The organism is Flavobacterium mesophilum (genome assembly GCF_039581405.1).
In the GTDB taxonomy this organism is placed as follows: domain Bacteria; phylum Bacteroidota; class Bacteroidia; order Flavobacteriales; family Flavobacteriaceae; genus Flavobacterium.
The window spans coordinates 199,047-223,448 of the sequence record NZ_JBCPXZ010000002.1 but is presented as its reverse complement, the minus strand read 5'-3'; the positions used below and the strand labels follow the sequence as shown (position 1 = coordinate 223,448).

Below are 24,402 nucleotides of genomic sequence, written 5' to 3'. Positions count from 1 at the left end.
CATTTCATTTGATCGTGGACTTGTATAAATTTGCAAGATAAATACAAGAAGTCAAATTTTTATCGGGTTTTTAGATTTGGTTACACGTTAGCCAAATTTAAAAACCCTTTTTTTTCAAAAGCTAGATTCTAAAAATAACTGTGGTTTTTAAGCCATTCTTCGCAGTCTTTTGTCCAGTTTTTGCTTGTGTCTTTTACTCCTAAACCAAAACCATGCCCGCCATTTTCATATAAATGTAACTCTGATGTAACGTTGTTTTTTTTGAGCGCTAAATAGTAATTGATACTGTTTTCTGGAACAACCGCAGTGTCATCTGTGGCGTGGACTATAAATGTTGGCGGAGTTTGTGCAGTTACTTTTTTCTCATTTGAAAAGGAATCAATTAAAGTTTTTGAAGGTCTTTCTCCCAATAAGTTTATTTGAGATCCTTTATGTGTGATATCGTTTTCCATTGAAACTACAGGATAAATCAAGATTGAAAAATCTGGGCGAGCGCTTGTTTTGGATGTAGTCTCATATGTTTTTTCGTCAAAATGTGTCGCTAAAGTTGAAGCTAAATGACCGCCAGCAGAAAATCCTAAAGTTCCAATTTTAGTTGCATCAATATTCCATTTTGAAGCATTTTCACGTACATATCGTACCGCTTCTTGCGCGTCTTGCAATGGGCCGATGGTTTTGTTTTTCATAATTAAATCACTCGGCAATCTGTATTTTAGAACGAAAGCTGTGATTCCTAAACTATTGAGCCAATTTGCAACTTTAGTACCTTCTTTGTCCATTGAAAGATGTGAATAGCCTCCACCTGGAAAAATAATGATTGCAGTTTGATTAGGTTTGACATCTTTGGGAATAAAAATGCTTAAGGTAGGTACAGATACAAAACTAGTATTTTGAACGACGCCTTCTTTTATGATTTCTTTTTCCTTGTAATCAGCAGAAACTATTTCGTCTGGAATTTTGCTCCATAACGGAATTATTTGGTTTTGAGAATGCAAGTTGCTGATAATTAATGAGTATAATGCTGAGCAAATGAGTAATTTTGAAGAAAGGAAGCGTTTCATTTTTTAGAAAATTATTTTAAGATGGATTTTATACGAATGTAAATAAGCTTAAAAAGAGGAAGCTGGCAAAACAATTTTGCCCTGTAATTTGTACAATTTTAGTACTAGTAATGGATGAATTTGGCACTTTGCTATTTAACAAATATATTGTTTAATATGTAATATTGTATTATTTTTTTTGTGCGATATGTTTATTTTCTGGATTAAAATAATTTTTTATATAATTTATTTGGAATATAAAGATTAAAAACTATATTTGTGCAATCGATTACATTATTTCGTTTTATTTGTATTAAATCATTGTTTTTTAGTGCTTTTTAATTCGGATTTCGTGATAAAATAAAAGAACCAAAAAACATCAATTTTTACAATACAAATAACCATGAGCCAAGAAGATTCAGCTACTATCAGCCAAAGCGTAAAATCTGCAGGAAAATATCGTTGGAGCATTTGTGCTTTGCTATTTTTTGCAACCACAATCAATTACTTAGATCGTCAAGTTCTGTCATTAACATGGAAAGACTTTATTGCGCCAGAATTTCACTGGACAAACAGTGATTATGGAGACATAACAGCTTTGTTTTCGATATTTTATGCAGTTTCGTTGTTGTTTGCAGGCCGATTTGTAGATTGGCTAGATACAAAAAAAGGATTTCTTTGGGCAATCGGGATTTGGTCTATTGGAGCTTGTCTTCACGCTTTCTGTGGTATTGCTACTTCTGGAATAATTACTGGTGATTGGTTCGTAGGTTTTCATGGTTCAAAAGCAATAATAAGCACGGTTCAAGATACAGCTTTAGTGATTAATGTAAGTGTGACTTTGTTCATTTTTGCACGTTTTGTTTTAGCTGTCGGTGAAGCTGGAAACTTTCCAGCTGCTATTAAAACTACAGCAGAATATTTTCCTAAAAAAGACAGAGCTTTTGCAACAAGTATTTTCAATGCGGGAGCGACAGTTGGGGCTTTAGCGGCACCAGTTACAATTCCCTTTATAGCTAAATCTTTTGGTTGGGAAATGTCATTCATAATCATTGGAGCTTTAGGATTTATTTGGATGGGATTCTGGATGTTTATGTATGATAAGCCAGAAAAACATGCAAAAGTAAGTCCAGAAGAATTAGCTTATATTCAGCAAGATGATGTTGCAGATAGCAAATTAGGATATGTTTCAGAAGCGGGCTCAAAAGTATCGCTAAAAGATTGTTTTAAATACAAACAAACATGGGCTTTTGCTTTTGGAAAATTCATGACAGATGGCGTTTGGTGGTTCTTTTTATTTTGGACACCGGCTTATTTAAGCTCAGTTTACGGAATGGATTCTACACAAGCGGCTTTACCGTTATTTGTTCTGTATATGATTACTTTGTTGTCAATTATTGGAGGATGGTTGCCAACTTATTTCGTGGAGAAAAAAGGTATGAATCCGTACGAGGGACGAATGAGGGCGATGCTAATTTTTGCTTTTTTCCCTTTGTTGGCTTTAGCAGCACAACCATTGGGTTATATTAGCTATTGGGTGCCGGTTATCATTATCGGAATCGCTGGAGCGGCGCACCAGTCTTGGTCTGCAAATATTTTTACTACAGTAGGAGATATGTTTCCAAAGAAAGCAATCGCAACGATTACCGGTATCGGAGGATTAGCAGGAGGAATAGGCTCTACATTAATAAACAAAGGCTCAGGTGTGTTATTTGATTTTACACAAAGAAATTGGAGCACAGTAAATGGTCAACCACTATTAGAAAAATATCCACAGCTTCAAAATGCTGTTACAGAAAAAGCTTTTCTGGCTGAAAGAGGAGTGGGGAATCTAGAAGAATTCTTAAAATCACTTACAACTTCTGGAGAAACTGTTGTAAACGGGATTAATTCGGGCTATATGATTATTTTTTCAATCTGTGCAGTTTGTTATTTAGCAGGCTGGATAGTAATGAAAACTTTGGTGCCGAAGTACCGACCAATTACAGATCTCTAACCAAGATTTGAAACTAACTAACCAACTAAACCAACCAACTAATTATGAACCAAACCAACGCAGCAATTGGAAAATACCGCTGGACAATATGCAGTTTAGTCTTTTTTGCAACAACTGTAAATTATTTAGACAGGAATGTAATAAGTTACCTTCGTCCTTTTTTAGCAGAAGCTTTTCATTGGACACCAGAACAAGAGGTTATTGATTATTCGAATATTGAGATCGCATTTAAAATTGCTTATGCGCTTGGAATGCTAGTTGCGGGAGGAATCATTGATAAATTAGGAACAAAATTAGGCTATGCACTTTCGACAGGATTGTGGAGTTTAGCGGCAATTGGTCATGCGCTTGCAACGGGCACGGGAGGGTTTTTGATTGCTCGCGTATTTTTAGGAGTAACTGAAGCGGGAAATTTTCCGGCAGCAATCAAAGCGACAGCCGAATGGTTTCCGCAGAAAGAAAGAGCCCTGGCAACAGGAATTTTTAATTCAGGAAGTAATATTGGTGCAATTATAGTGCCACTGACCGTTCCGCATATTGCAGAGAATTATGGTTGGCAATGGGCTTTTATTCTAACAGGTATTGTTGGTTTTGTTTGGCTTTTATTGTGGTTCTTGTTGTATGAGGTTCCGCAAAAACAAAAACGTTTGTCGCAAGCAGAATTAGAATATATTACTTCAGATCAGGTTACAGTGACTGAAGAAGAATCAAAAGAAAAAGTTTCTTGGATTAAATTATTATCATTCCGTCAAACGTGGGCTTTTGCAATAGGGAAACTACTTACAGATCCGGTTTGGTGGTTCTATCTATTCTGGCTTCCAGATTTCTTGATGAAACAATATAAGTTGACGGCAACTGAAATTATCTGGCCTTGTGCACTAGTGTATATGATAGGAAGCGTGGGAAGTATTGGCGGAGGCTGGCTTCCATTGAAATTAATAAATAACAATTGGCCGGCTTATAAAGCTCGTAAAACAAGTATGTTGCTCTATGCGTTTGCAGTTTTGCCGGTTTTGTTTTCACAATATTTAGGAAGTATAAACATGTGGTGGGCAATTTTAGTGATTGGTTTGGCGGTTTCAGCGCATCAAGCTTGGAGTGCAAATATCTTCACAACAGTTTCAGATATGTTTCCTAAAAAAGCAACAGCTTCTGTTACAGGATTAGGTGGGATGTTTGGAGCTCTTGGCGGCATCTTGTTGACTTTAGTAGTTCAAAAAAATATGTTTGTTTATTATACCAAGTTGGGCAAAATTGAAACAGGTTATTTTATTATGTTTTGCATCTGTGGAGGATCGTACTTATTGGCTTGGCTGATTATGCATATTCTAGTTCCAAAAATGAAAAAAGTAGAATTATAAATAAAAAAATGGCTTGTGTGAAATATTTTTTTGCTTTCAATTATGGTATTTCAATATAAAAAATTAAATTTGTGCAATCGATTACATTAATTTAGAAATTATGACAAAATATAGTTCAAGATACGCATCAAGCCCCGAAGCTGTAAAAAAATATGATACACAACAATTAAGAGAAGAATTCTTAATTGATGATTTAATGCAGGAAGATGAAATCGTTTTGGTTTATTCTCATTACGACAGATATATTGCTGGATCTGCGGTGCCAGTAAAAGGTGATTTAGTTTTAGAAACAATCGATCCGCTTAAAGCGCCATATTTTTTAGAAAGAAGAGAATTAGGAATCATTAATGTTGGAGGAAGCGGCTCTGTTGTTGTTGAAGGAACTTCTTATGCGTTAGGTTTTAAAGATGCTTTATATATTGGAAGTGGAAATAAAGAAGTCGTTTTCAAAAGTGATGACAGCAAAAATCCAGCGAAGTTTTATCTTAATTCAGCTCCAGCTCATACCACTTACCCAACTGTAAAAGTAAGTTTAGCTGAAGCGAATAAATTGAATTTAGGCGCAATGGAAACAGCTAACCACCGTACAGTAAACCAAATGATTATTGGAAGTGTGGTTACAACTTGCCAATTGCAAATGGGAATGACGGAATTAAATCCAGGTAGCGTTTGGAATACAATGCCAGCGCACGTTCACGATCGTAGAATGGAAGTGTATTTCTACTTAGATATTCCAGAAAATCAAGCTGTATGCCACTTTATGGGACAACCACAAGAAACAAGACATATCTGGATGAACAATCATCAAGCAGTTATTTCTCCGCCTTGGTCGATTCACTCGGGATCAGGAACTAGTAATTATACTTTTATCTGGGGAATGGCTGGTGAAAACTTAGATTACGGAGATATGGATGTTTGCAAAATCACAGATTTAAGATAAGAATTATGACAAACTTATTTGATATAAAAGGAAAAGTTGCCCTTATCACAGGAAGTACACACGGACTTGGAATGGCAATGGCAAAAGGATTAGGACAAGCGGGTGCTACAATTGTGGTTAACGGAAATTCTTCTCAAGAAAAGATTGATGTTGCTGTAGCTGAATTAAAAAGCGAAGGTATTAATGCTGTTGGTTACAAATTTAATGTTACAGAAGAGCAAGAAGTAAAAGCTGCAGTTCAAAAAATTGAAAGTGAAGTTGGTCCAATCGATATCTTAATCAATAATGCTGGAATTATTAAAAGAATTCCGCTTCTGGATATGGAAGTTTCAGATTTTAGAGAAGTAGTTGATATTGATTTAGTAAGTCCATTTATTGTTTCAAAACATGTTGCAAAAGGCATGATTGAAAGAAGACAAGGGAAAATAATCAACATTTGCTCAATGATGAGTGAATTGGGTAGAAATACAGTTTCGGCTTATGCTGCTGCAAAAGGTGGTTTGAAAATGCTGACTAAAAATATGGCAACAGAATGGGCAAAATATAATGTTCAAATCAACGGAATTGGTCCTGGATATTTTGCCACAGAACAAACAAAACCTATCAGAGTTGACGGTCATCCTTTTAATGATTTTATCATTAGCAGAACTCCTGCAGCTAAATGGGGGGATCCAGGTGATTTGGCAGGAGCAGCAATATTTTTATCATCAAAAGCTAGTGATTTTGTAAACGGTCACATTTTATATGTTGATGGCGGTATTTTGGCAACAATAGGAAAACCATCAAACGAAGAATAATTCTCAAAATTTTATTTAAAAAGACATGAGCGCGAATACATTCATAAATGATAATTTTTTATTAGAAAATAAATTTGCTGAAGAATTATATCATAATTATTCTAAAAATCAGCCAATTATTGATTACCATAATCACTTAAATCCGCAGTTTATTGCCGAAGATAAAATCTTTGATAACATTACTCAAGTTTGGATTAACGGTGATCACTACAAATGGCGTGCAATGCGTACACTTGGAATTAATGAGCAATTTGTAACAGGAAATGGTTCAGATAAAGATAAATTCTTGAATTGGGCGAAAACAGTTCCGTACACAATGCGTAATCCTTTGTACCACTGGACGCACTTGGAATTGGCTCGTTATTTTGATATTTATGATTTATTGAATGAAAAATCGGCTGAGAAAATTTATATCGAAACTTCGGAAAAAATAAATTCGCAAGCATACAGCACGCAAAATCTTCTTAAAAAAGTAAACGCTGAATTGGTTTGTACTACTGAAGATCCAATTGATACTTTAGAATATCACCAAAAATTCGCAAATAATTCGACTGGAATCAAAATGAGTACTGCTTTCAGACCTGATAAAGCGATTTTGATTGCTAACGACGGTTACAATGCTTATGTTGATACATTAGGTGAAGTAGCTGGTGTTTCAATCAACACTTATGCAGATTTGCAATCGGCATTGAGAAAAAGAATTGAATTCTTTAATGCAAACGGATGCAAATTAAGCGATCACGGTTTAGATCAAATTTATTTTGAAAATTTCACTGAAAATGAAGTAAGTGCAATTTTCAAAAAGAAAAGAGAAAACGGAGTATTATCTCCAGAGGAGGCATTAAAATTCCAAAGCGCGATTTTATTGTTCTTGTGCGAAACGTATCATGAATTTGGATGGGTACAGCAATTTCACTTAGGCGCTTTAAGAAACAACAATGCGCGTATGCACAGAATCTTAGGTCCAGATACAGGATGGGATTCTATTGGAGATTATCCGCAAGCGCAAAAGTTATCAAGCTTTTTAAATGCTTTGGACAGTAAAGATAAATTGTCTAAAACAATTATATACAACTTAAATCCTGCTGATAACGAAGTTATGGCAACTATGATTGGAAATTTCAACGACGGTAGCGTTCGTGGAAAAGTACAATTTGGTTCAGGATGGTGGTTTTTGGATCAAAAAGACGGGATGACAAAACAGTTGAACGCGCTTTCAAATATGGGCTTAATTAGCTGTTTCGTTGGAATGTTGACAGATTCTAGAAGTTTCTTGTCTTTCCCTAGACACGAATATTTCAGACGTATTTTATGTAATCTTCTAGGAGATGAAATTAAACGTGGTGAGCTTCCAAATGATATGGAATGGATTGGAAAATTAGTTTCTGATATTTCATACCACAATGCAAAAGAATATTTTAAATTTTAATTGAGTATTTAAGATGAGTAAAGTAGTTGCATTTGGAGAAATCATGTTGCGTTTATCAACAGAAAGGCACTTGCGTTTTTCACAGTCTACAGCATTTGGTGCGACTTATGGTGGCGGTGAATTTAATGTTTGTGTTTCTTTAGCAAATTACGGCGTAAATGCTGAGTTTGTAACAAGATTGCCAGAAAATGAAATTGGAGGATCGGCATTAAAGGAAATGCGAAAAATGAACGTAGGAACCCAAAATATAACTTTTGGTGGAGAGCGTTTGGGAATTTATTTTCTTGAAACTGGAGCGGGAACACGAGGTAGTAATGTAGTTTATGACCGTGCGCACAGTTCGATGGCAACTATTCAAAAGGGAATTATCGATTGGGATAAGGTTTTAGAAGGTGCAGAATGGTTTCATTGGAGCGGTATAACGCCAGCGATTTCTGAAAGTGCTGCTGAAGCTTGCTTAGAAGCAATTAAAGTAGCGCATAAAAAAGGAATCATGATTTCATGCGATTTGAATTATCGTTCGAAATTATGGCAATACGGAAAAACACCAAGCGAAGTAATGCCTGAAATGTTGAAATACAGTAATGTGATTTTAGGTGACATTGATACGGCTTATTTCATGTTGGGAATTCCGAAAGTGAATCCGAATTATCAAGATGAGAAATCATTGCCAGTTTTATACACAAAACTGTTTGAATTGATTCCAAATTTAAAAACTGTAGCAACGACTTTGCGTTATTCGGTAAGTGCTTCACATCAAAGGATAGGAGGAATTCTGTTCGATGGAAAAGCAATTTATCAGGCAGCAGTAAAAGAAGTGACGCCAGTAGTTGACCGAGTAGGAAGCGGTGATGCTTTTATGGGCGGTTTGATTTATGGTTTGCTTCAATATAAAAATAATAATCAAAGAGCCTTGGATTTTGCAGTTGCAGCTTGTTGTTTAAAACACACGATTGCGGGCGACTATAACTTGGTGACTTTGAAAGAAGTAGAAAACATGATTGATGGCGACGGTTCGGCATTAGTATCAAGATAAAAAAGAAATGGCAAGATATTCAAGAATTGAAGTAGCACAGCAAATGAAAGAGGACGGAATGGTTCCGTTGTTTTTTCATTCTGATATAGAATTAAGTAAAAAAGTATTGAAAGCTTGTTACGACGGCGGTTCACGTTTAATGGAGTTTACAAGCAGAGGTGATTTTGCTCATGAAGTTTTCGGAGCTTTAAATAAATATGCTTTGGCTGAATTACCAGGAATGATGCTTGGAGTAGGTTCAGTTACAGATGCGGCTTCAGCTTCGCTTTATATGAGTTTGGGAGCAAATTTCATTGTAACACCGGTTTTTAGAGAAGATATCGCAATCGCTTGTAACCGACGCAAAGTTTTATGGTCACCGGGTTGTGGTACGCTTTCTGAAATTGCCAGAGCTGAAGAATTAGGCTGTGAAATTGTAAAATTATTTCCAGCTGATATTTACGGACCGGAATTTATTAAAGCAATAAAAGGACCATGTCCGTGGACAAACATTATGCCTACAGGCGGTGTTTACCCAACGGTTGAAAGTTTGAGTTCTTGGTTGAATGCTGGAGCAACTTGTGTTGGTTTAGGTTCGCAATTAATTTCAAAAGATATATTAGATAAAAAAGACTATGACGGTTTGCAAACTAAAGTAAGTCAGGTTTTGGATATCATCAAAAATATTAAAAATAAATAGGGAATAATCATACCAATTCCTTATTTGGCATGCGGTTTTTTTTAGAGTTTTAGATGTTGTAATTGAACATTACGCTTGCAAAATAAATCTTGTCACTCCTCACAGCAGGATTTATTTTACTCTTTCAGGTGTAATGTTTCTTTTACAATATGAATCAAATCCCCACAAAATAAGGCAATGAATAGGGTTATTATAACACTTAATGGAAATTTAGAATAATGGAAAAAATAAACAGATCAAATACGGAGTTTTCACATAGGCTTCCTATAAAAATTGTACAATTTGGAGAAGGAAATTTCTTGAGAGCTTTTGTAGAATATGCGATTCAGGAATTGAACAAAAAAGCAGATTTCAATGCCGGTATTGCAGTTGTACAACCTATTGACAGAGGTTTGGTGAATATGATTAATGATCAGGATGGTCTGTACACTTTATTCATGAAAGGTGTTAAAAAAGGACAGGAAATTCAGGAAAAGGAATTGATTACCAATATTGTAAAAGCGGTAGATCCTTATGCTTCTTTTCAAGAATTTTTGGCTTTAGCCAAAGAAGAAGAATTAGAATTCATCATTTCAAATACAACTGAAGCTGGAATTGAATATATCGCTTCAGATAGTGCTTCAATGACGCCTCCGGTTTCTTTCCCTGCAAAATTAACCGTACTTTTGTATGAGAGATTTAAGCATTTTAATGGCGATAAATCAAAGGCTTTGACAATTATTCCTTGTGAATTAATTAACTATAATTCAGATACTTTAAAGGAAATTGTTTTGAAATATAGCAATGACTGGAATCTTGGAGAAGATTTTAAATCATGGCTAACAAACGATTGTTCTTTTCATAATACTTTGGTTGACAGAATTGTTCCGGGGTATCCAAAAGACCAAATCGAAGAATACAACAGCCAGCTACTTTACAAAGACGACTTGATTGTAAGTGCTGAAAGTTTCTTTTTATGGGTGATTGAAGGTGATGACAAATTAAAAGCAAAACTTCCTTTTGAAAAAACAGATTTAGATGTGAAAATAGTTGCAGACATGCAGCCATATCGTACGCGTAAAGTGAGAATCTTAAATGGAGCTCATACTGCAATGGTGCCGTTTTCATTGCTTTATGGAAACGAAACTGTAAAAGAGACTGTTGATAACGCCTTTACAGGAGAATTTGTAAATAAAGCGGTTTTTGATGAGATTAACGAAACTCTAAACATGGATAGAGCAGAGCTGACAAGTTTTGCAGAAGAGATCTTAGATCGTTTTAGAAATCCGTTTATCAAGCATTTATTGTCTTCAATTGCACTGAATTCAATTTCTAAATTCAAAGTTCGTGTATTACCGAGTTTAACAGGTTATGTTGATGTAAACAAAAAACTTCCAGTTCATTTGACATTTGCATTTGCATGTTTGATTCGTTTTTATAAAGGAACATGGAAAGGCGAAAATCTTCCAGTTCAGGACAGTGAGGATATCGTTTCATTTTTCAATGGACTTTGGACTTCAGATGATTACAATAAAATAGCAAGATTGACTTTGCAAAACAAAAGTTTCTGGGATGAAGATTTGACTGAAATTCCTTCATTGACAGATGCAATTGCAAAAGCCTTAGAAGAAATTGATGCAAACGGCGTTGAGCAGGGTTTCATCAATTTTCAAAAACAATTTAATTAAGAATTACATACGATAGTTATGGCAACGCAAAAAAAATTAATAAAAGTCAACCCAGCAGATAACGTAATTGTCGCTTTAACCGATTTGGTACAAAACGAACAAATTATGTTTGAAGGAACCACTGTCACACCAACAACTGATGTTAAAGCAAAACATAAAATCGCAGAGAATGATTTTTCAATTGGTAATGATATTGTAATGTACGGTGTTTTGGTTGGAAAAGCTGTTAAACCTATAAAAAAAGGAGAAGTAATTACCACCGAAAATGTAAAACATCAAAGTGAAAAAGTTTTTGGTAAAAACGGAAATTTAGGTTGGACTCCACCAAATGTAGATCGTTGGAAAGATAAAACTTTCAACGGATACCACCGTACTGATGGACAAGTTGGAACCAAAAACGTTTGGTTATTTTTTCCATTGGTTTTTTGCGAAAACAAAAATATCGAAAAACTGAAAGATATTTTTGAAAACGAATTAATGCCCAAAAAAGAAGTTTCTTATAAAAATTTGTTACGCTCTTTAATTGAAGAAAAAAGTGTAGAAGAAGTTTCGGATAAAAATTTAAATGAAAATCTTTTAGATAATGTCGAAGTAAAATTTATCAATCATCAAGGTGGTTGTGGAGGGATTCGACAAGATTCAGAATTGTTGGCAAAACTGCTTGCAGGATATGTGAACAACCCAAATGTTGCAGGTGCAACTGTTTTAAGTTTAGGTTGCCAAAATTTGCAAGTTGATATTTTTAAAAAGGCATTGAAAGAAATGAGTCCGAATAGTGATAAAGAAATTTTGATCTATGAGCAACAACAAATTGGAACTACTGATCAAATGTTTCAAATGGTGATTAAAGATTCTTATGAAGCCATTAAAAGAGCTAACAAAATTGAACGCAAACCTGCTCCTCTTTCAAAGCTAAGTATTGGTTTAGAATGTGGAGGGTCTGATGGATTTTCCGGAATTTCTGCTAATCCGGCATTAGGAATTGTTTCAGATATTTTTGCAGCTTTGGGAGGGAAAACAATTTTGGCAGAGTTTCCAGAATTATGTGGCGTTGAGCAAGAATTGATGAATAGATGCGTGGACGAAGAAAAAGCAGATAAGTTTTTAACTTTAATGAAAGCTTTTGAAAAATCAGTTGTAGATGCAGGTTCAGGGTTTGATATGAATCCATCTCCGGGAAATATCAAAGACGGATTAATTACAGATGCAATGAAATCTGCTGGCGCAGCTAAAAAAGGTGGAACTTCACCTGTTGTAGATGTTTTAGATTACGGAGAATATATTTCAAAACCAGGATTAAATCTTTTAAATACGCCAGGAAATGACGCAGAATGTACAACAGGATTGGTTGGATCTGGCGCAACAGTTGTTTTATTTACCACAGGTTTAGGAAATCCGATGGGAAATCCGATTGCACCCGTTGTAAAAATTTCTTCGAACACGGCATTAATTAATAGAATGTCTGATATTATCGATGTAAATGCCGGAACGGTGATTACTGGTGAAAAAACCATTACTGAGGTTGGAGCAGAAATAGTAGATTACATTATAGAATTGGCGAGCGGAAACGTGGAAACAAAAGCAGACCAGTTGAAACAAGATGTATTTATTCCTTGGAAAAGAGGAGTTTCATTATAGTTTTTTAGGCTCAAAGTTACAGAGTTACAAAGGGATAAAGTTTTATATGAAGACGCACTGTTGTGCGTCTTTTTTTTTACTATATAAGTTATATAAATTCATTTAAAATATTGTGCTAAAAAAAGAAACCATATAAATCATATTTATAGACAAAGCTTAAATTGTCTTATATGACTTATATGGTTTAAAATTTTTAAGAAGACTAATGTCTTATTTATATAGCGCTACAGCTTTCGACTTTTGACTTTTGACTTAATTAGGCGTTTGTTCTAGAAGAAGATTTGCGAATATGCAATTCCGGTGCAAGAACCACCTTTTTTTCAATTTTTATAGTATCGGTTTTGTCCACTTGTTCCAAGAAAACTCTAGCAGACATTTTTCCCATTTCGAGAGGCGATTGATCAACAGAAGTAATTGATAATTCCATGAATTTAGTAAATGGCTCGTTACTAAAACCAGCAACGCAAAATTCTTCAGGAATACGGATGTTTTTTTCTTTTAATTCTTGAATTGCTCCTAAAGCGGCAAAATCACTGGCAGAAAATAATGCATCAGGAGGTGTTTCTAAAGCTAAAAGAGCATTGATTGCTTCTTTTCCGGCTTCAACACTACTTTTGGTACGAATAACATATTCTTCTTTAAAAGTGAGTCCATTGTCTAATAATGCTTGTTTGTAGCCTAAAAACCTGTTTTTGAAAATTTCAAGAGATTGATCTCCTGAAAAATGCGCAATTGCACGGCATCCTTCATTTATTAAATGTTTGGTTGCAACATAACCACCTTTAAAGTCATTAACTGTAACAGAGCTTACTCCGTCAATATGCTTGCTACGGTCGAAAAAGATTAGCGGAACGTTTTTCTCCAGTACATAATTAAAAGCGCCAGTATTTTCATCCGCAACATCAGTAACCGACATCATAATTCCATCAACCTGGGCGTCGATTAAAGTATATAGATTTTCGTTTTCTCTTTTTGCACTTTCGTGTGTCTGACAAATAATTACCTGATAACCATGAGGATGAAGTTCTTCTTCAATACCTCTAATAACAGATGCAAAAAAATTGCTGTCAATACGAGGAACAATAACGCCGATATTGTTGCTTCTTCCGCTTTTTAATGCTAAAGCAAGTTTGTTTTGCTTATAGTTCATCGATGCAGCGGTTTTGATAACCAATTCTCTAGTGCTTTCCTTTATTTTCGGGTTGTTATTTAAAGCTCTGGAAACAGTGGCAGCAGTGATATTCAATTTCTTGGCAATATCATAAATAGTTATTTTTTCGCTCATTAAAAAAGGTTTTCAGATTTAATTTTAAACAAAAATACATTTTTTTTATATATGACAATATTTTTTTGTTATCGATTACATAATTAGTAACGCAAACGTTTTAAGCTCTACAATGATAAAAAATTATGTGTTTTTTTATGTTAACTGTAAATATTATCGCAAATAAAAATTAAATATATAAATTATTTCTAAATAAATTTGTTCTGTACAAACAATTTTTATACTTTCGTGTAATCGATTACATAATTAGTCGTCGATTTGTTGTCAAAACTATTAAATACTGCGTAAATGATTACAAATAAGTCTATAGCATTAAAATCAATCACTTTTTTAGGAGTGTTTTCTTTATTGATTACTTCATGCGGAAAACAAGTGTCTAGTACTTCTGAAACTGATCCTTGGAAAAAGATGGAATTAATTGTAAAAAGTATTCCTGAAACACATTTTGTAAATAAGACTTATAATATTAATGATTTTGGCGCTGTTGCTGATGGAAAAACAATGAATACACTTGCTTTCGAAAAAGCAATTAAGGAATGTTCTGCTAATGGAGGAGGAAAAGTTTTGGTACCAAATGGAAAATATTTGACAGGACCAATTCGCTTAGAAAGCAATGTTAATTTGCATTTAGAAGATCAAGCGGAAATTCTTTTCAGTACTAATTCAAAAGATTATCCTTTGGTACACACTTCATGGGAAGGAACAGAATTAATGAATCATTCACCGCTGATTTCTGCAAAAGGAAAAACTAATGTTGCAATAACTGGAAAAGGAACTTTGAATGGTCAAGCTAATAATACAACTTGGTGGCCATGGTGTGGCAGTAAAAGATTCGGCTGGGATAAAGGACAACCATCACAGCATGATCCGCTGAATCGTGATAATTTAGTTGAAATGGCTGAAAAAGATGTTCCAGTTGCCGAACGTATTTTTGGAGAAGGCCATTATTTACGCCCTAATTTTATTGAATTTTTTGAATGTAATACGGTTTTAGTAAAAGATATTACGGTTGTAAATGCTCCTTTTTGGATTTTACATCCTTTAAAATCAAATAATGTCATTATTGATGGAGTTACTGTAAATAGCCACGGACCAAATAATGATGGTTGTGACCCTGAATATTCTCAAAATGTAATTATTAGAAATTGTACATTCAATACTGGTGATGATTGTATCGCAATTAAATCGGGAAGAGATGCCGACGGTAGAAGAGTGGGAATCCCGAGCAAAAATATTATCGTTCAGAATTGTAAAATGATCGATGGTCATGGTGGAGTTGTAATGGGAAGCGAAATTACAGCAGGCGTAAATAATGTATATGTTGAAAATTGTGTGATGGATAGTCCTGAATTGGATCGAGCTATCAGAATTAAAACAAATTCAAAACGTGGCGGAACTACCGAAGATATTTATGTTCGAAATATTGAAGTGGGAACTGTAAAAGAATGCGTGTTGAGAGTGACAATGTTTTATGATATTTATGGAAGTCAAGTTGGGAATTTTATTCCGACGATTAAAAATATCAGCCTTGAGAATGTTAAGGTGAAAAATGGAGGGAAATTTGGGATTTTGGCAGATGGCTACAAAGAATCACCAATCGAAAATATTACGTTCAAGAATGTGACAATAGCAAAAGTTGATTCTGTTTATTCGTTGAAAAATGTGAACAAGGTAAATTTTATTAATACCTATATCAACGGAAAGAAAATGGAATCCATTAAAAATTAAACCACTTAATTTTCTTTATAACCAAACCAATTGTAAGCTTTCAAATAATTATCAAAAAGAAATAAAAATCGATTTTGTGTTTTTATTTTTCAAAAATCTTGGTTAGTAATAATTTGATGATTTTTTAAGAAAGTTGTTTTTTGAAGTTGTTAAAAAAGGAGTTTGATCGCATATCGAACTCCTTTCTTAACTAAATTAGAAGTTCTAAAATGAAAAAAATAATATTCTTTTTTTTATTGTTTTTAAATGCTGTCACAGCTCAGAGCCAGTATAGCATTGACACTTCATACACGGTTAAAAGTACCTACAATAAATTAATCAAAAAATATCCTTTCATCACAATTGCAAAGGAAAAAAAAGATAAGAATGTAAGTCAAATAAATGATTTGGTTTATAATGCTATAGGAGAAAGGAAATTGCATCTAGATGCTTATTTTTATAATAGCAAAAAAGCAAATCCGGCCGTAATTATGATTCATGGCGGAGGCTGGAGATCTGGAAATAAAAGTCATATGCAGATTATGGCTCAAGATATTGCTTCAAAAGGGTATTCTTGTTTTCCTGTGGAGTATAGATTGTCATTGGAGGCAAAATATCCAAATGCGGTTTATGACGTAAAAAATGCAATTAAGTTCATAAAAGATAATGCTAAAAAATTTCATGTCGATCCAAATAAAATTACGGTTTTAGGCTGTTCTTCAGGCGGACAAATGGCAGCGCTGATTGGGACAACCAATGGAAATTCAGCTTTTGAAGATTCAAGTTTTAAGAGCAAATCTTCATCAAAAGTAAATGCAATTATTGACGTCGATGGAATTTTAGCTTTTAAGCATCCGGAATCTCAAGAAGGAGAAATGGCATCGTTTTGGCTAAAAGGTTCTTATGAGGAAAATCCTGAAAACTGGAAAAATGCATCGGCTTTAAGCCATAGCGATAAAAATACGCCACCAATTCTTTTTATAAACAGCAGTTTCGATCGATTTCATGCTGGAAGAGATGATATGATTGCGATTTTAAATCAGTATAAAATCTATAATGATGTAAAGACAATCAAGGATTCGCCTCATTCATTTTGGTTTTTTGAACCTTGGTTTACAGAAATGGAAGGCTATATCACACAATTTTTGGATAAAATTTTTAAATAATTACGAAACGAAAAGAAGCAAAACTTAAAATATTTTAAAATGAAAAATAACAGAAAACTTGGATATTTCGCATCGGCTGCAATAACTTGTTTAGTTGCTTTTACAAGCTCTAAAGCAATTTCTCAGGAAAAAGAAATCGTTATTTCAAAAAACTCAAAATGGTCAGATAAAATGGCTTTGACTTTGATGAAACGCCATCCAGAAGCGTATATGATCGATGATTCAAAAGCGCCAAAATGGGATTATGTTCATGGATTGGTTTTGCATGGTTTTGAAGAATTGTACAAAAAGAATCCAGATCCGAGATATCCAGTTTATGTAAAAGGTTATGTAGATGCTTTGGTTCAAAATGACGGAACAATTAAGTCTTATGAATTGGATAAATACAATATTGACATGGTTGTTTCTGGTCGCTTGCTTTTTGATATTTATGCAAAAACAAAAGAGGAAAAATACTTGAAAGCAATGCAATTGTTGCGCAAACAATTATCAGAACAGCCGAGAACACCAGAAGGCGGATTTTGGCATAAAAATATTTATCCAAATCAAATGTGGCTAGATGGTTTGTATATGGGTGAGCCATTTTATGCACAATACACGGTTACTTTTGAAAACGGAAAATATTTAGATGACGTAGCAAAACAATTTGAAGAAATTCAGCTTCATGCAACAGATCCAAAAACTGGTTTGTTATATCACGGTTGGGATTCAAGCAAAAAAATGCCATGGGCAAATAAAGAAACAGGAAACTCTCCAAACTTTTGGTCAAGAGCTTTAGGATGGTATGTAATGGCACTTGTTGATGTTTTAGATTATATGCCAAAAGAACATCCAAAGCACAAAGAATTGGTAAAATATTTAAATAATGCGTGCGATGCTTTGGCTAAATATCAAGATAAATCTGGATTGTGGTATCAAGTTACAGACAAAGGTGGTAAAGAAGGAAATTATTTAGAAGCGTCTGGATCTTCAATGTTTGCATATGCTTTTGCAAAAGGAGCAAATAAAGGGTATTTGCCAGCAAAATATAAAAAATTGGCGAATAAGGCATTTGACGGTTTGACTACAAAATTGATGAAAGTAGATGCTGATGGAACTATCACATTGACGCAAGCGTGTCAAGTGGCTGGTTTAGGAGGAACTCCTTACAGAGATGGTTCTTACGAATATTACGTAAAAGAGAAAAAGAAAGATAACGATCCTAAAGCAACTGGACCATTTATTTTGGCAGCTTTAGAATTAAATAGATAAAATCAAGTTTAAGTTTTAGAATAAGGAGCTATTTCCCGCTTTCGCCTATATCTTTTTGTCCCGCTATCGCGTTACAAAAAGGATACCGGCTCTATCGGGGCTAGGGCACTCGTTTTCAAAAGAAATATTAAAATGAAAAAAATAAATTTCCTCTTTCTTTTATTGTCTGTGTTTTCTTCTCAGAAAAACTTTTCGCAGGTTTGGGTGCCTGACAATGGAGACGGAACGTATACAAATCCAATTATTCATGCAGATTATTCAGATCCGGATGCCGTTCGCGTAGGCGATGATTTTTATATGACGGCATCGTCTTTTAACTGTATTCCTGGGCTTCCAATTTTGCATTCTAAAGATTTAGTGAATTGGAAAATTATCGGCCACGCACTTATAAAACAGACACCAACGGAAACTTTTGACAAAGTACAGCACGGAAATGGAGTTTGGGCACCAAGCATCAATTTTCACAACAATGAATTTTATATTTATTATCCAGATCCAGATTTTGGAATCTATATGATTAAGGCTCAAAAAGCTGAAGGACCTTGGTCAGAGCCAGTTTTAGTAAAAGCTGGATCAGGATTAATTGACCCGAGTCCGCTTTGGGATGATGATGGAAAAGTATATTTGGTTCATGCTTTTGCAGGAAGCCGTGCAAAGATCAAAAGCTTGCTAGTTGTTTGCAGTATGAATTCAGAAGGAACTGTAACCAATAATGACGAAGTGATGGTTATTGACGGTCATGATGGTGAGGGAACAATCGAGGGGCCGAAGTTTTATAAACGAAATAATTATTACTACATTTTTGCTCCAGCTGGAGGAGTTTCAACTGGATGGCAGACCGTTTTAAGATCTAAAAATGTTTTCGGACCGTATGAAAAAAAGAAAGTTTTAGAACAAGGAAAAACAAACATAAACGGCCCGCATCAAGGAGCGTGGGTTCAAACGCAAACGGGTGAAGACTGGTTTATACATTTTCAGGACAAAGGCGCTTATGGAAGAATTGTTCATCTTCAGCCAATGAAATGGGAAAATGATTGGCCGGTAATGGGGCAGGATTTTGATAAAAATGGAATCGGCGAACCAGTAACTACTTTTAAAAAACCAAATGTTGGCAAGAAATATCCAATTGAAACTCCCGCAGAATCAGATGAGTTTAATTTGCCGAAATTGGGCTTGCAATGGCAATGGCAGGCAAATGCACAAAACAATTGGGGATTTCCAACCAGTTTAGGATATTTGAGTTTATACTGTGTACCAACAATCAAAGACAGCAAGAAAATTTTTGAAGCACCTAATTTGCTTCTTCAAAAATTTCCTGCTGAAGAGTTTACTGCAACTGCAAAATTGACTTTCAACACGAGATTGAATGGTGAAACAACAGGTTTGATCATCATGGGATTAGATTACAGTTATTTAAACCTAAAAAATGATAATGGAAAATTATATCTAAATCAAAAGACTGGGACTTTTGATAAGAAAATTGAAGAGACGGAAACAAATCCGGTTTTGATTTCCAATAATACAATTTACTTGAGAGTTAAAATCAAAAAAGGAGGAATCTGCAGTTTTTATTACAGTTTGGATGATAAAAAATACCAGCCAATTGGAGATGATTTTACTTCAAAAGAAGGAAAATGGATTGGAGCCAAAGTTGGTCTTTTTGCTTTGAGCGAAAAAATCACGAATGATTCAGGAAATGTTGCGGTAGATTGGTTTAGAATTACTAAATAATATTGAGATGATTCGAGTAAAAATAATAATGTTTTTTTTGTTTTTTGTAGGATTGAGTACATACGCTCAAAGTGACTACAAAAGTTGGTCTAGTTTTATTCGTAAGCACGATGATGCATGGTTTGGAACTGATGAGGCTAAAAAAGTAGCTGAAAATGTTTTGCTTTATCAGAGAAATATTGGCGGTTGGCCAAAAAATATTGCCATGCAAGATGAATTGACACCTGCTCAAAAAAAAGATTTAGTAGCGCTCAAAAAAACAGCTGTAGAAACTACGACTGATAATGGCGCGACTTGCCAAGAAATGCTTTTTATGTCTAGAATGTACTTGCAGGTTAAAGATGAAAGATACAAAGAATCATTTTTGAAAGGAGTAAATTATTTGTTAGAAGCGCAATATGCAAATGGAGGTTGGCCACAGTTTTATCCGCTTAAAAAAGGATATTATACGCATATTACATACAATGATGATTCGATGGTAAATATTATGAATGTCTTGAAACAAATAGGGGAAGAGACTGACTTTTATAGCATAAAACCATCAAAAGAAGTTGTTGCAAAATGTAAAAAAGCTTTTGATAAAGGAATCGATTGTATTCTAAAAACGCAATACAAACAAAATGGTGTTTTGACGGCATGGTGCGCGCAACATGATGAATTTACACTTGCTCCAGCAAATGCAAGAGCTTTTGAATTGGCGTCGTTGAGCGGTGGTGAATCTGCAAAAATTGTATTGCTTTTAATGTCAGTAGAAAAGCCTTCTAGAGAAATTATTACTTCGGTAAAAAGTGCTGTTGCTTGGTTTGACAAAACAAAAATCACCAATTTAGAAGAAAAGAGAGTTTTGAATGATGAAGGGAAAATCATTGATAAAAAGATGATTCCAGCCACAAATGCAGGGCCAATATGGGCAAGATTTATAGATTTGGAAACCAATGAGCCTTTCTTTTGCGATCGTGACGGAATCAAGAAAAAATCTTTGGACCAAATTGGTTCTGAGCGAAGAAATGGGTATTCATGGTACTCGGATGCGCCAAAAGAAGTTTTGAAAAAATTCCCAGAATGGGCAGTTAAAAACGGTACAAAAGTTTCGACTTCAGATAAAAAAAATGTAACATTACTTACTGTTGCTCAAGATGGTTCGGGTGATTTTACCAAAATTCAAGATGCTATTTATGCGTGTCCAGCATTTCCATACGAAAAGGTGACTGTGATAATAAAAAACGGAATTTACAATGAAAAAGTCCGTATTCCGGAATGGAATACAAACGTCGTTTTGCAAGGTGAAAGCAAGGAGAAAACTATAATTACGTTTGATGACAATTTTTCGAAAATCAACGTCGGTCGAAATAGCACTTTTTACACCTATACTGTTTTGGTTGAAGGGGATGATTTTGCAGCTTCAAACTTAACAATTAAAAATGCTTCAGGAGATAATGGACAGGCCATTGCATTGTCTGTAGTTGCTAATCGAGCTAAAATTTCGAACTGCAATATTCTTGGTAACCAAGATACGTTGTATTTATCTGGCAAAGATGCAAAACAGTATTTTCTAAATTGTTATATCGAAGGTACAACTGATTTTATTTTTGGTAGCGCTACCGCTTTATTTGAAAACTGCGAAATTCATAGCATAAAAAACTCGTACATAACGGCTGCTTCAACACCGGAGGGCTGTCCTTTTGGATTTGTTTTCAAAACTTGCAAATTAACGGCTGAACCTGCTGCAAATGCTGTCTATTTAGGAAGGCCTTGGCGCATCTATGCCAAAACAGTTTTTTTTAATTGTGAATTGGGCAAACAAATTAGGCCAGAAGGTTGGGAAAACTGGTCGAAACCTGAAGCTGAAAAAACAGCTTTTTATGCCGAGTATAATTGTTCTGGTGAAGGATTTCAGCCAACAAAAAGAGTGGCGTGGTCTTATCAGCTAAAAAAAGCGGATGCAGAAAAATATACCATAGAAAATATTTTGAAAGATAATGTGCCGAATTGGTATTCCAAATAATTTACATTTTAAAGATGTTATTATGAATTTTAAATGCTTTGTATTTTTATTGATTTCGGCTATTTCTTTTGCTCAAAAAAGTGAATTTCCAACTTCAAAAGTGGATTCAATTGTCAAGAGAATTCAGCTTCCAGTTATTCCGTCTTATGAGATTAATATCTTGAAGCTTGGTGCAAAAGGCGATTCAATTTCAAATAACAAATTGGTTTTTGACAAAGCAATGGCATTATGCAAGAAGAATAATGGTGGCACTATCATTATACCAAAAGGGACATATAAAATCAACGGACCAATTCATTTTGTAAGCAACGTCAATCTTAAAATTGAAAAAGGAGCAAAAATAAAATTCAGTGACAATCCTAAAGATTATCCAATGGTTCTGACTAGTTGGGAAGGCACAATGCTCTACAACTACAGTCCGCTTATTTATGCTTACGATTGTAGTAATATTACGATAACTGGAGAAGGAACTATTGATGGTGAAGGAGGAAATACCTGGAAAAGCTTTAAAAAACAAGAAGAGAAAGGTAAAATGTTGAGTCGAGAAATGAACCATAATAATGCTCCGTTGAAAGACAGAAAATTTGGAGAGGGGTATTTTCTTCGCCCACAAATGATTCAATTTTTTAACTGCAAAAATATTCTGGTGGAGAATATCAGAATCGAGAATTCGCCTTTTTGGTGCCTTCATCTTTTAAAATCACAAAGTGTTACAATTCGCGGCATCAGTTATAAATCGTTGAATTACAATAATGATGGAATCGATCCAGAGTATGCAAAGGATGTTTTGATTGAAAACGTAACGTTTAATAATGGAGATGATAATGTTGCCATAAAAGCCGGACGAGATCATGAAGGCAGAGCCAATACAGAAACTCCGAGTGAAAATATTGTAATCAGAAATTGTAATTTTATAGGCCTTCATGGTGTAGTAATTGGCAGTGAAATGTCTGCGGGAGTTCAGAATGTTTTCGTAGAAAATTGTAAAACAGCTGGTTATTTAAAAAGAGGGATTTATTTGAAAACAAATGCTGATCGTGGCGGTTATATAAAAAATGTTTTTGTTAAAAATATCAATTTAGATGAAGTTGAAGATTGCTTGTATATCACGGCAAATTATCACGGTGAAGGAAAAGGATATCAATCTGAGATTTCAAATGTTTTTTTTGAAAATATTATTTGCAACAAAGCAACTGAATCCGGAATTGTAATTCAAGGATTTCCAGATAAAAAAATCAAAAATATTTCATTGAAAAACATTGAAATCAAAGAAGCAAAAAATGCACTTTCAAATGAGAATGCCGAAAATGTCTTGATGACTGATGTTTTTATAGGAAAGAAAGCGACTGTGCCTACAGCGGCGAAATAAGTTTTTTTCTTAGGGACAAAGTAACAAAGTAACAAAGGGACAAAGTAACAAAGGGACAAAGGGACAAAGGTTCACAGGTTTCTGGCTTTGTTTTGACGGATATTCAAACAGTATTAAATAAACAACAAAAATGAAAAAATATCTTCTCATAATATTGTTAATCACATCAGCTTGTTTCGCACAAAAAACTACATTGTATTGTATTGGTGATTCTACGATGGCGAACAAAAAAGATCCAGATCGTAATCCAGAACATGGCTGGGCGCAGGTTTTGCAATCTTATTTTAATGATGATATAATGGTTGTAAATAAGGCAGTAAATGGAAGAAGCACAAAAAGTTTTATTAACGAAAACCGCTGGGACTCAATTTATAAAAAGCTTAGAAAAGGCGATTATGTTTTTATCGAATTTGGACACAATGATGAAAAAATCGAAGATTCAACGCGTTATACAAATCCGCATACAGCGTATCGATACAATTTAATAAAGTTCGTTAAAGAAAGCAGAGAAAAAGGAGCAATTCCAATTTTATTGACTTCAATTGCCCGTCGTAATTTTAATGAAAAAGGTGTTTTGGTTCCTACTCATGGTGATTATCCATTAGAAACTCGCTTAGTGGCACAAGAATATAAAGTGCCTTTTATAGATTTAGAATATTATACAGAATTATTGGAACAGTCTTATGGTCCTGAAAAGTCAAAACAGCTTCATTTGCATTTTAAAGCTGGAGAAGTGCCTTACTATAAAGATGAGAAAAAAGACGATACACATCTTTCTTTATTAGGTGCAAATAAAATTGCTCAGATCGTAATCAATCAGCTTAAAGCTTTAAGCGATTCTTCTCTTACTAAACTTCAAAAAGGAATAAAATAATATTCCATTTTTCACTTTGCTAAAAATCAATAAATTGTTTTAAATAATTTATTGATTTTCAGTAATTTTGATAGCTCTTTAAAGAAACCCTATTATTTGTTTTTTTAATAATGGTTTTGTCTACTCGTATAAAGTTTTTTTTCAAAAGAGCTGTTGGCTATATTCCTTTTATCAGCCTGTTATTTTAAATTTTCAAGAAGTTATGTATTTTAATTAAATGCCTATTCTTAATTCACTGCCTTTGCTTTCTTATCTGATATATTTAGCATAATTAGACTATGTGATATAGTTTGATTATTGATTTTTAAAGGTCTGGATTACAGTATTTTTAATTGTATTTTAATTATTCAAATTGTTGAAGATCTTCGTTGCAGAATCAATAAGCTTAAAAAAGCTTAATGAGTAAGATTTGATATTTTATAATTCTAAAT

The 24,402-nt window shown here is 34.2% G+C and carries 18 protein-coding genes; 16 read left to right on the top strand and 2 right to left on the bottom strand.

Features of this window, described 5'->3' with window-relative positions; genetic code table 11:
• Nucleotides 1–128: 128 nt before the first annotated feature.
• Nucleotides 129–1,061, bottom strand: a complete 933-nt coding sequence (locus tag AAYQ19_RS05450) for an alpha/beta hydrolase (RefSeq protein ID WP_343534713.1) — start codon at nucleotides 1,059–1,061, stop codon at nucleotides 129–131.
• Between the two features lie 382 nt (nucleotides 1,062–1,443).
• On the opposite strand from AAYQ19_RS05450, the gene AAYQ19_RS05445 reads away from it, so the two are divergent.
• From AAYQ19_RS05445 to AAYQ19_RS05405, 9 genes are all read left to right on the top strand, one after another.
• Nucleotides 1,444–3,036, top strand: a complete 1,593-nt coding sequence (locus AAYQ19_RS05445; protein ID WP_343534711.1) for an MFS transporter — start codon at nucleotides 1,444–1,446, stop codon at nucleotides 3,034–3,036.
• A 44-nt stretch (nucleotides 3,037–3,080) separates the two neighbouring features.
• Nucleotides 3,081–4,397 (top strand): MFS transporter, encoded by a 1,317-nt coding sequence (locus tag AAYQ19_RS05440; RefSeq protein WP_343534709.1) that lies wholly within the window; start codon nucleotides 3,081–3,083, stop codon nucleotides 4,395–4,397.
• Nucleotides 4,398–4,497: 100 nt separating this feature from the next.
• A complete protein-coding gene (gene kduI / locus AAYQ19_RS05435) occupies nucleotides 4,498–5,337 on the top strand; it encodes a 5-dehydro-4-deoxy-D-glucuronate isomerase (protein ID WP_343534707.1) in 840 nt (279 codons plus the stop codon).
• Between the two features lie 5 nt (nucleotides 5,338–5,342).
• Nucleotides 5,343–6,134: a gluconate 5-dehydrogenase gene (locus AAYQ19_RS05430; protein ID WP_343534705.1), complete on the top strand. Its 792-nt coding sequence runs from the start codon at nucleotides 5,343–5,345 to the stop codon at nucleotides 6,132–6,134.
• A 25-nt stretch (nucleotides 6,135–6,159) separates the two neighbouring features.
• On the top strand, nucleotides 6,160–7,563 hold the full coding sequence (gene uxaC / locus AAYQ19_RS05425) for a glucuronate isomerase (protein WP_343534703.1): 1,404 nt from the start codon (nucleotides 6,160–6,162) through the stop codon (nucleotides 7,561–7,563).
• A 13-nt stretch (nucleotides 7,564–7,576) separates the two neighbouring features.
• Complete coding sequence (locus tag AAYQ19_RS05420) at nucleotides 7,577–8,599, top strand: PfkB family carbohydrate kinase (protein ID WP_343534701.1); 1,023 nt, start codon at nucleotides 7,577–7,579, stop codon at nucleotides 8,597–8,599.
• Between the two features lie 7 nt (nucleotides 8,600–8,606).
• The gene (locus AAYQ19_RS05415) at nucleotides 8,607–9,278 is read left to right on the top strand and encodes a bifunctional 4-hydroxy-2-oxoglutarate aldolase/2-dehydro-3-deoxy-phosphogluconate aldolase (RefSeq protein ID WP_343534699.1); all 672 of its coding nucleotides are present in this window, start codon (nucleotides 8,607–8,609) and stop codon (nucleotides 9,276–9,278) included.
• A gap of 218 nt (nucleotides 9,279–9,496) precedes the next feature.
• Nucleotides 9,497–10,945: a tagaturonate reductase gene (locus AAYQ19_RS05410; protein ID WP_343534697.1), complete on the top strand. Its 1,449-nt coding sequence runs from the start codon at nucleotides 9,497–9,499 to the stop codon at nucleotides 10,943–10,945.
• 18 nt (nucleotides 10,946–10,963) lie between these two features.
• Nucleotides 10,964–12,583 (top strand): UxaA family hydrolase, encoded by a 1,620-nt coding sequence (locus AAYQ19_RS05405; protein ID WP_343534695.1) that lies wholly within the window; start codon nucleotides 10,964–10,966, stop codon nucleotides 12,581–12,583.
• Nucleotides 12,584–12,839: 256 nt separating this feature from the next.
• Here AAYQ19_RS05405 and AAYQ19_RS05400 read toward each other — a convergent pair whose 3' ends face one another.
• Nucleotides 12,840–13,868: a LacI family DNA-binding transcriptional regulator gene (locus AAYQ19_RS05400; RefSeq protein WP_343534693.1), complete on the bottom strand. Its 1,029-nt coding sequence runs from the start codon at nucleotides 13,866–13,868 to the stop codon at nucleotides 12,840–12,842.
• 288 nt (nucleotides 13,869–14,156) lie between these two features.
• Here AAYQ19_RS05400 and AAYQ19_RS05395 point away from each other — a divergent pair, with 288 nt between their 5' ends.
• From AAYQ19_RS05395 to AAYQ19_RS05365, 7 genes are all read left to right on the top strand, one after another.
• Complete coding sequence (locus tag AAYQ19_RS05395) at nucleotides 14,157–15,596, top strand: glycoside hydrolase family 28 protein (protein WP_343534691.1); 1,440 nt, start codon at nucleotides 14,157–14,159, stop codon at nucleotides 15,594–15,596.
• A gap of 209 nt (nucleotides 15,597–15,805) precedes the next feature.
• Entirely contained in the window at nucleotides 15,806–16,741 is a 936-nt protein-coding gene (locus tag AAYQ19_RS05390) for an alpha/beta hydrolase fold domain-containing protein (RefSeq protein WP_343534689.1), read from the top strand.
• A 39-nt stretch (nucleotides 16,742–16,780) separates the two neighbouring features.
• Nucleotides 16,781–17,992, top strand: coding sequence for a glycoside hydrolase family 88/105 protein (locus AAYQ19_RS05385; RefSeq protein ID WP_343534687.1), 1,212 nt, complete (start codon nucleotides 16,781–16,783; stop codon nucleotides 17,990–17,992).
• A gap of 132 nt (nucleotides 17,993–18,124) precedes the next feature.
• The gene (locus AAYQ19_RS05380) at nucleotides 18,125–19,723 is read left to right on the top strand and encodes a glycoside hydrolase family 43 protein (RefSeq protein ID WP_343534685.1); all 1,599 of its coding nucleotides are present in this window, start codon (nucleotides 18,125–18,127) and stop codon (nucleotides 19,721–19,723) included.
• Nucleotides 19,724–19,730: 7 nt separating this feature from the next.
• Entirely contained in the window at nucleotides 19,731–21,728 is a 1,998-nt protein-coding gene (gene pelA, locus AAYQ19_RS05375) for a pectate lyase (protein WP_343534683.1), read from the top strand.
• 22 nt (nucleotides 21,729–21,750) lie between these two features.
• Nucleotides 21,751–23,097, top strand: a complete 1,347-nt coding sequence (locus AAYQ19_RS05370) for a glycoside hydrolase family 28 protein (RefSeq protein WP_343534681.1) — start codon at nucleotides 21,751–21,753, stop codon at nucleotides 23,095–23,097.
• 130 nt (nucleotides 23,098–23,227) lie between these two features.
• Nucleotides 23,228–23,971 carry a rhamnogalacturonan acetylesterase gene (locus AAYQ19_RS05365; RefSeq protein ID WP_343534679.1) on the top strand — a complete coding sequence of 248 codons (744 nt, stop codon included), beginning with the start codon at nucleotides 23,228–23,230 and terminating at the stop codon, nucleotides 23,969–23,971.
• The last annotated feature ends 431 nt before the right edge of the window (nucleotides 23,972–24,402 follow it).